General features: G+C 72.3%; 4 protein-coding genes and 1 pseudogene. All 5 read left to right on the top strand.

Going from position 1 to position 6,515, the window contains the following annotated elements; translation table 11 throughout:
- Positions 1-334, top strand: a pseudogene (locus HLB15_RS12105) (DUF6297 family protein); the annotation flags it as partial.
- 139 nt (positions 335-473) lie between these two features.
- Complete coding sequence (locus HLB15_RS12100) at positions 474-2,393, top strand: peroxidase family protein (RefSeq protein WP_171105965.1); 1,920 nt, start codon at positions 474-476, stop codon at positions 2,391-2,393.
- A gap of 151 nt (positions 2,394-2,544) precedes the next feature.
- On the top strand, positions 2,545-2,814 hold the full coding sequence (rpsO, locus tag HLB15_RS12095; RefSeq protein WP_171105964.1) for a 30S ribosomal protein S15: 270 nt from the start codon (positions 2,545-2,547) through the stop codon (positions 2,812-2,814).
- A gap of 204 nt (positions 2,815-3,018) precedes the next feature.
- The gene (locus HLB15_RS12090; protein WP_171105961.1) at positions 3,019-5,253 is read left to right on the top strand and encodes a polyribonucleotide nucleotidyltransferase; all 2,235 of its coding nucleotides are present in this window, start codon (positions 3,019-3,021) and stop codon (positions 5,251-5,253) included.
- A gap of 41 nt (positions 5,254-5,294) precedes the next feature.
- Positions 5,295-6,512 carry a M16 family metallopeptidase gene (locus tag HLB15_RS12085; RefSeq protein ID WP_311979577.1) on the top strand — a complete coding sequence of 406 codons (1,218 nt, stop codon included), beginning with the start codon at positions 5,295-5,297 and terminating at the stop codon, positions 6,510-6,512.
- Positions 6,513-6,515 lie beyond the last annotated feature (3 nt).

Raw genomic sequence — 6,515 nt, 5'->3', positions numbered from 1 at the left:
GGCGGTGCTGCTCGCGGCCGTCGTGGCCACGGGGGGCTGGGCCTGGGCCGGGACGGCGGCCCCTGCCGCCGTCGTGCTCGGGGCTGCCGCCGTGCGCGCCGCCTACCGCGGGCCGGTGCCGTGGGACGTGCCGATGCTCGCCACGCCCGCCGGCGCGGTGCCCACAGGGCTCGTGCTGCACCAGGCCACCGGCCCCGACCTCGCGCTCCTCGGCACCCTGCCGCTCGCGGTGGCGGCGGTCGTGGGCACGGCGTCGCCGACGCTGGTCGCGGTCCAGACGGCGTTCGCCGTGGGGGCCGTGCTGTGGGCGGGGCACGCCCGACGCACGCGGTGAGGCAGGCCTCCTGATACACGCTTCGGCCCTGGCCGAATGAGTCCTCGATCGGCGTGGGATCGGTCACGGGGCGCCGCGCCGACGCTCCTCCTGGGGGAAGGCCTTCGTCCAGCAGCCCACCCCAGCCAAGGAGAGGATCATGGCCCAGACCACCCAGGCGCCGCCGCAGGGCGACCCCGACAACACCCCGCACGAGGCGGTCGACCTGGCGCAGACCCCGACCGGGCGGACCGTCCGCCGGATCGGCCACGGCGGCGTGTTCGTGCCGTCCGCCCCCGCCGACGGCGCCGCACCGCACGACAGCACGGCCACCCTCATGCCGCGCACCGAGGCGGCGGTCCGGCGTGACCTGCGCGAGCACCGGTTCGACGCGACGACGTCGTTCGACTACCTGTTCCACCACCTGGCGCGCCGGTTCCCGGAGGCTCACCTGCCCGTGGGCGACGCCGTGGACGCGACCCGTGACGCCCTGCTGCGCCTCGGGGCGGGCATGATCGAGCCGGCGGCAGCGCCGCCCACCACGCCGCCCGCCACGCCCGCGCCGTCGCGCGACTCGACGGTCCCGTCCGTCTACACCTACTGGGGCCAGTTCATCGACCACGACATCACGCTCAACACCAACGGCCCCGACGACGGCTCCGGCCCCGGTGGCGACCAGGCGCTCGGCGACATCGTGTCCGAGCCGTTCCGGGCGTTCCGCCCCGGAGCCGTGCGTCGCAGCCTGCACAACGGCCGCAACCCCCTGCTCGACCTCGACAGCCTGTACGGGTCGGGCCCGCGGTTCCCGGGCGAGAAGGACCTCGGCACCACGCGGAGCGAGGCGGCGTACGTGCCCGGTTCGGCCAAGCTGCGGCTCGGCCGGGTCGGCACGGAGCCGATCGGCCCGTTCTCGCTCGTGGCCCCGGGCGACGACCCGCAGCGGGACCTCCCGCGCAGCACCGAGCCGGGCAGCGAGCGCCTGCCGCTGATCCCCGACAGCCGCAACGACGAGAACCTGGTCGTGGCGCAGTTCCACGTCGCGATGATCCGGTTCCACAACGCGGTCGTGGACTGGGTGGCGCGGCACGAGCCGTGGTTCGCCGGCACGCGGCGCTCGCTGTTCGACCGTGCGCAGCAGCTCGTGCGGTTCCACTACCAGTGGCTGGTGGTGAACGACTACCTGCGGACGCTGACCAAGGCGGGCGTGCTCGACGCCGTGCTGGCCGAGGGGCCGACGCTGTTCCGCCCGGCGCGGCGGACCGCGATGCCGCTGGAGTTCGCCGTCGCGGCGTTCCGGTTCGGGCACTCGATGGTGCGCGGAGCGTACGACTTCAACGTCAACTTCACCGGCGGCGGGCCGGGCGGGGTCGCCACGCTGGACCAGCTCTTCCGGTTCACCGGCAACGGCGGGCTCTCGCCGGACCCGGCGAACCCGCTGCCCGCGCTGCCGTCGAACTGGCCGGTCGAGTGGCCGCGCCTGACGGACAAGGGCGACCCGCTGACGTTCCGGATGGCGCGCAAGATCGACCCGTTCCTCGCCGACGGGCTCGGGGACCTGCTCAACGAGGGCAACAGCGCCCCGGAACCGGTCAAGGCGCTCCTCAAGCAGCTCGCGCAGCGCAACCTGCTGCGCGGGTACATGCTCGCGGTCCCGACCGGCGAGGCCGTGGCCGAGGCCCTGCGGGTGCGCCCGCTCACCCCCGAGCAGCTGCGCCGCGACGCGTCGCCCGAGGTGGTCGGCGCGCTCGACGACCTGGACGGCACGCCGCTGTGGTACTACGTGCTCAAGGAGGCAGAGGTCCAGGGCAACGGCAACTTCCTGGGCGAGGTCGGCAGCCGCATCCTGGTCGAGACGTTCCTCTACCTGCTGCGGCTGGACCCGGACTCGTACCTGCGGCGGCCGGGCGGGGACTGGAACCCCGGCTACGGCGTGCGGTTCGAGGACGGGCGGCTCGTCACGACGATCACCGACCTGCTGGCGTTCGCCGGCGTGTTCCCGGTCGGGCAGGACGAGGCGGGCCTGCCGAGGTTCCGCCGCGACGTCACGGGGAAGGGCTACGCGGGGCACGACGGCGCGTGAGGTGGCGCGACGTGCGGGAGGTCTCATCACGCGGCGGCAGCCGAGGCGGCTGACCACTGGTAATGTTGTACCGCCGTCTGAACGGCCGCGGATCGAGAGCGCCCCGGTGAAGCAGTCCCGGAGCACCGCGCAACGACACCGAAGGAGAGCCATGCCGCTCGACACTGCCACGAAGCAGCAGATCATTTCCGAGTACGGGACCAAGCCGGGCGACACCGGCTCGCCCGAGGTGCAGATCGCGCTGCTCACGCAGCGCATCAAGGACCTCACCGAGCACCTGAAGGAGCACAAGCACGACCACCACAGCCGTCGTGGTCTGCTCCTCCTGGTCGGCCAGCGCCGTCGCCTGCAGGGTTACCTGCGGAGCATCGACATCGAGCGCTACCGCGCCCTCGTCGAGAAGCTCGGCCTGCGCCGCTGACCTCGTCACCGCCCAGCCCGGCCCCCGCTGCGGGGGCCGGGCTGGTCTGGTGAGATGCTGTAGTACACAACCCACAGCGCCACCCGCGACCTCGTCCGGTCCTCGGTAGTGGCCTCCCGAGCGACCCGCACCGCGGCGGCTCGGTGGGCCTCGATCGATGACCGTCGGGTGCGGGGGCGTCCCGAGAGAACAAGGAGGGCACCCGTGGAGGGTCCCGAGATCCAGTTCGCCGAGGCCGTGATCGACAACGGTCGCTTCGGCACCCGCACCGTCCGGTTCGAGACCGGGCGCCTCGCCAAGCAGGCCGCCGGCTCCGTCGCCGCGTACCTCGACGGCGAGACCATGCTGCTGTCGACGACGGCGGCGGGCAAGCAGCCCAAGGACCAGTTCGACTTCTTCCCGCTGACGGTGGACGTCGAGGAGCGGATGTACGCCGCGGGTCGCATCCCCGGCTCGTTCTTCCGCCGCGAGGGCCGTCCCTCGACCGAGGCGATCCTCGCCTGCCGCCTGATCGACCGCCCGCTGCGCCCGCTGTTCGTGAAGGGCCTGCGCAACGAGGTCCAGGTCGTCATCACCGTCATGGCGATCCACCCGGACGACGCGTACGACACGCTGGCGATCAACGCCGCGTCGGCGTCGACCCAGATCTCCGGCCTGCCGTTCGACGGCCCGGTCGGTGCCGTGCGCATCGCGCTGGTCGACGGCCAGTGGGTCGCGTTCCCGAAGTACTCCGACAAGGAGCGCGCGGTCTTCGACATGGTCGTGGCCGGCCGTGTCGTGGGTGACGACGTCGCGATCGCCATGATCGAGGCCGAGGCCACCGACGGCGCGTGGAACCTCATCAAGAACGACGGCGTCGCGGCCCCCACCGAAGAGGTCGTCGCCGAGGGCATCGAGGCGGCCAAGCCGTTCATCAAGGCCCTGTGCGACGCGCAGGCGGCGCTCGCCGCGCAGTCCGCCAAGGAGACGCAGGAGTTCCCGCTCTTCCCGGACTACCAGGACGACGCCTACGCCGCCGTCGAGTCGGCCGTCACCGAGCCGACGCGCGAGGCGCTGACCATCGCGGACAAGCAGCAGCGCGAGGGCACGCTCGACGACATCAAGGCCCGCCTGCACGAGCAGCTCGACGGCCAGTTCGAGGGCCGCGAGAAGGAGCTGTCGGCGGCGTTCCGCTCGTTGCAGAAGAAGCTCGTGCGCCAGCGCGTGCTCACCGAGGGCGTCCGCATCGACGGCCGTGGCCTCGCGGACATCCGCACGCTCTCGGCCGAGGTCGAGGTGCTGCCCCGCGTGCACGGCTCGGCGATCTTCGAGCGCGGCGAGACCCAGATCCTGGGCGTCACCACGCTGAACATGCTCCGCATGGAGCAGCAGATCGACTCGCTCGGTCCGGAGACGCGCAAGCGCTACATGCACAACTACAACTTCCCGCCGTACTCGACCGGTGAGACGGGCCGCGTGGGCAGCCCGAAGCGCCGCGAGATCGGCCACGGCGCGCTCGCCGAGCGCGCGCTCGTGCCGGTGCTGCCGAGCCGCGAGGAGTTCCCGTACGCGATCCGCCAGGTGTCCGAGGCGCTCGGCTCCAACGGCTCGACGTCGATGGGTTCGGTGTGCGCGAGCACCCTGTCCCTGCTCAACGCCGGTGTGCCGCTGCGCGCGCCTGTCGCGGGCATCGCCATGGGCCTCGTGTCCGACACCGTGGAGGGCGAGACCCGCTACGCGGCGATGACCGACATCCTCGGTGCCGAGGACGCCTTCGGCGACATGGACTTCAAGGTCGCGGGCACCAAGGAGTTCGTCACCGCGATCCAGCTCGACACCAAGCTCGACGGCATCCCGGCGTCGGTCCTGGCCGCCGCGCTGAACCAGGCCCGCGACGCGCGCCTGACGATCCTCGAGGTCCTGGCCGAGGCGATCGACGTCCCGGACGAGATGTCCCCGAACGCGCCGCGCGTCATCACCGTCAAGGTCCCCACCGACAAGATCGGCGAGGTCATCGGCCCCAAGGGCAAGATGATCAACCAGATCCAGGAGGAGACGGGCGCGGACATCTCCATCGAGGACGACGGCACCGTGTACATCGGTGCCACCGACGGCCCCTCGGCCGAGGCCGCCCGCGCGGCGATCAACGCGATCGCCAACCCGCACGTCCCCGAGGTGGGCGAGCGGTTCGTCGGCACCGTCGTCAAGACGACGTCGTTCGGCGCGTTCATCTCGCTGTCGCCGGGCAAGGACGGTCTGCTGCACATCAGCCAGATCCGCAAGCTCGTGGGCGGCAAGCGCGTCGAGAACGTCGACGACGTGCTCTCCATCGGCCAGAAGGTCCAGGTCGAGATCGGCGAGATCGACCCGCGGGGCAAGCTCTCGCTGGTCGCGGTCACCGACGAGGAGGAGTCGGCGTCGGCCGACGCCGTCGAGACCCCCGCACCCGCGGACGCCTGACATGGCCTGGCACCTGCCGCTCGTCCCCTCGGGCGAGCCCGGTGCCGAGCTCACCGCCGGGCCAGCGCTCGGCGACGGTGGGCGCGTGGATCGGCGTCGGCTCCCGGGACGAGACCGACGGCCACTTCGGCTCGACGCACTTCCTGGAGCACCTGCTCTTCAAGGGCACCGCACGGCGTACGGCGCTCGACATCGCCGAGGCGTTCGACGCCGTGGGCGGCGAGGCGAACGCGGCCACCGGCAAGGAGCACACGTGCTACTACGCGCGCGTGCTCGACTCCGACCTGCCGATGGCGGTCGACGTCATCGCCGACATGGTCACCTCGGCGCGCCTCGACTCCGACGAGCTCGAGACCGAGCGCGGCGTCATCCTCGAAGAGCTCGCGATGAACGACGACGACCCGACCGACGTCGTGCACGAGCAGTTCACCGCGGCCGTGCTGGGCGACCACGCCTTGGGCCGGCCGATCGGCGGCACGCCCGAGACCATCAACGCCGTCCCGCGGGACGCCGTCTGGGACCACTACCGCTGGAACTACCGCCCGGAGACCCTCGTGGTGACCGCGGCGGGCGGCATCGACCACGACCGGCTCGTGCAGCAGGTGACGCAGGCCCTGACCGACGGCGGCTGGGACCTCGACGCCGCGGCCGCGCCCCGTGGCCGGCGCGCCGGGACGGAGGACCGCGAGGGGGTGCCCGACGTCGGCAGCGAGCAGATGATCGTGCGGCCGGTCGAGCAGACCAACATCATCGTCGGCTCGACGGGCATCTCCGCCACGGACGACCGGCGCTTCGCCCTGTCGGTGCTCAACGCCGTGCTGGGCGGCGGGATGTCGTCGCGCCTGTTCCAGGAGATCCGGGAGAAGCGCGGGCTCGCGTACTCGACGTACTCCTTCGCGTCGGCGCACGGCGGCCTCGGCACGTTCGGCCTGTACGCGGGCTGCGCGACGGCGAAGGCCGACCAGGTGACCGAGCTGCTCGTCGAGGAGCTCGAGAAGCTGGCGCACGACGGCATCACCGAGGGCGAGCTCAAGCGGTCCGTGGGGCAGCTGTCCGGCGGTACGGTGCTCGGGCTGGAGGACTCCGGCTCGCGCATGAGCCGGCTGGGCAAGGCCGAGCTCGTCTACGGCGAGCTGCTGTCCCTGGCCGAGTCGCTGGAGCGCATCCAGGCCGTCACAGCCGCGGACGTCCAGGCGCTGGCGCAGGACCTGGCCGCGCGCCCGCGCTCGATCGTGCGCGTGGGCCCGTCCGACAACTGAACC

The organism is Promicromonospora citrea (assembly GCF_013004695.1).
In the GTDB taxonomy this organism is placed as follows: domain Bacteria; phylum Actinomycetota; class Actinomycetes; order Actinomycetales; family Cellulomonadaceae; genus Promicromonospora; species Promicromonospora citrea.
This window is presented reverse-complemented; position numbering and strand designations above follow the sequence as displayed.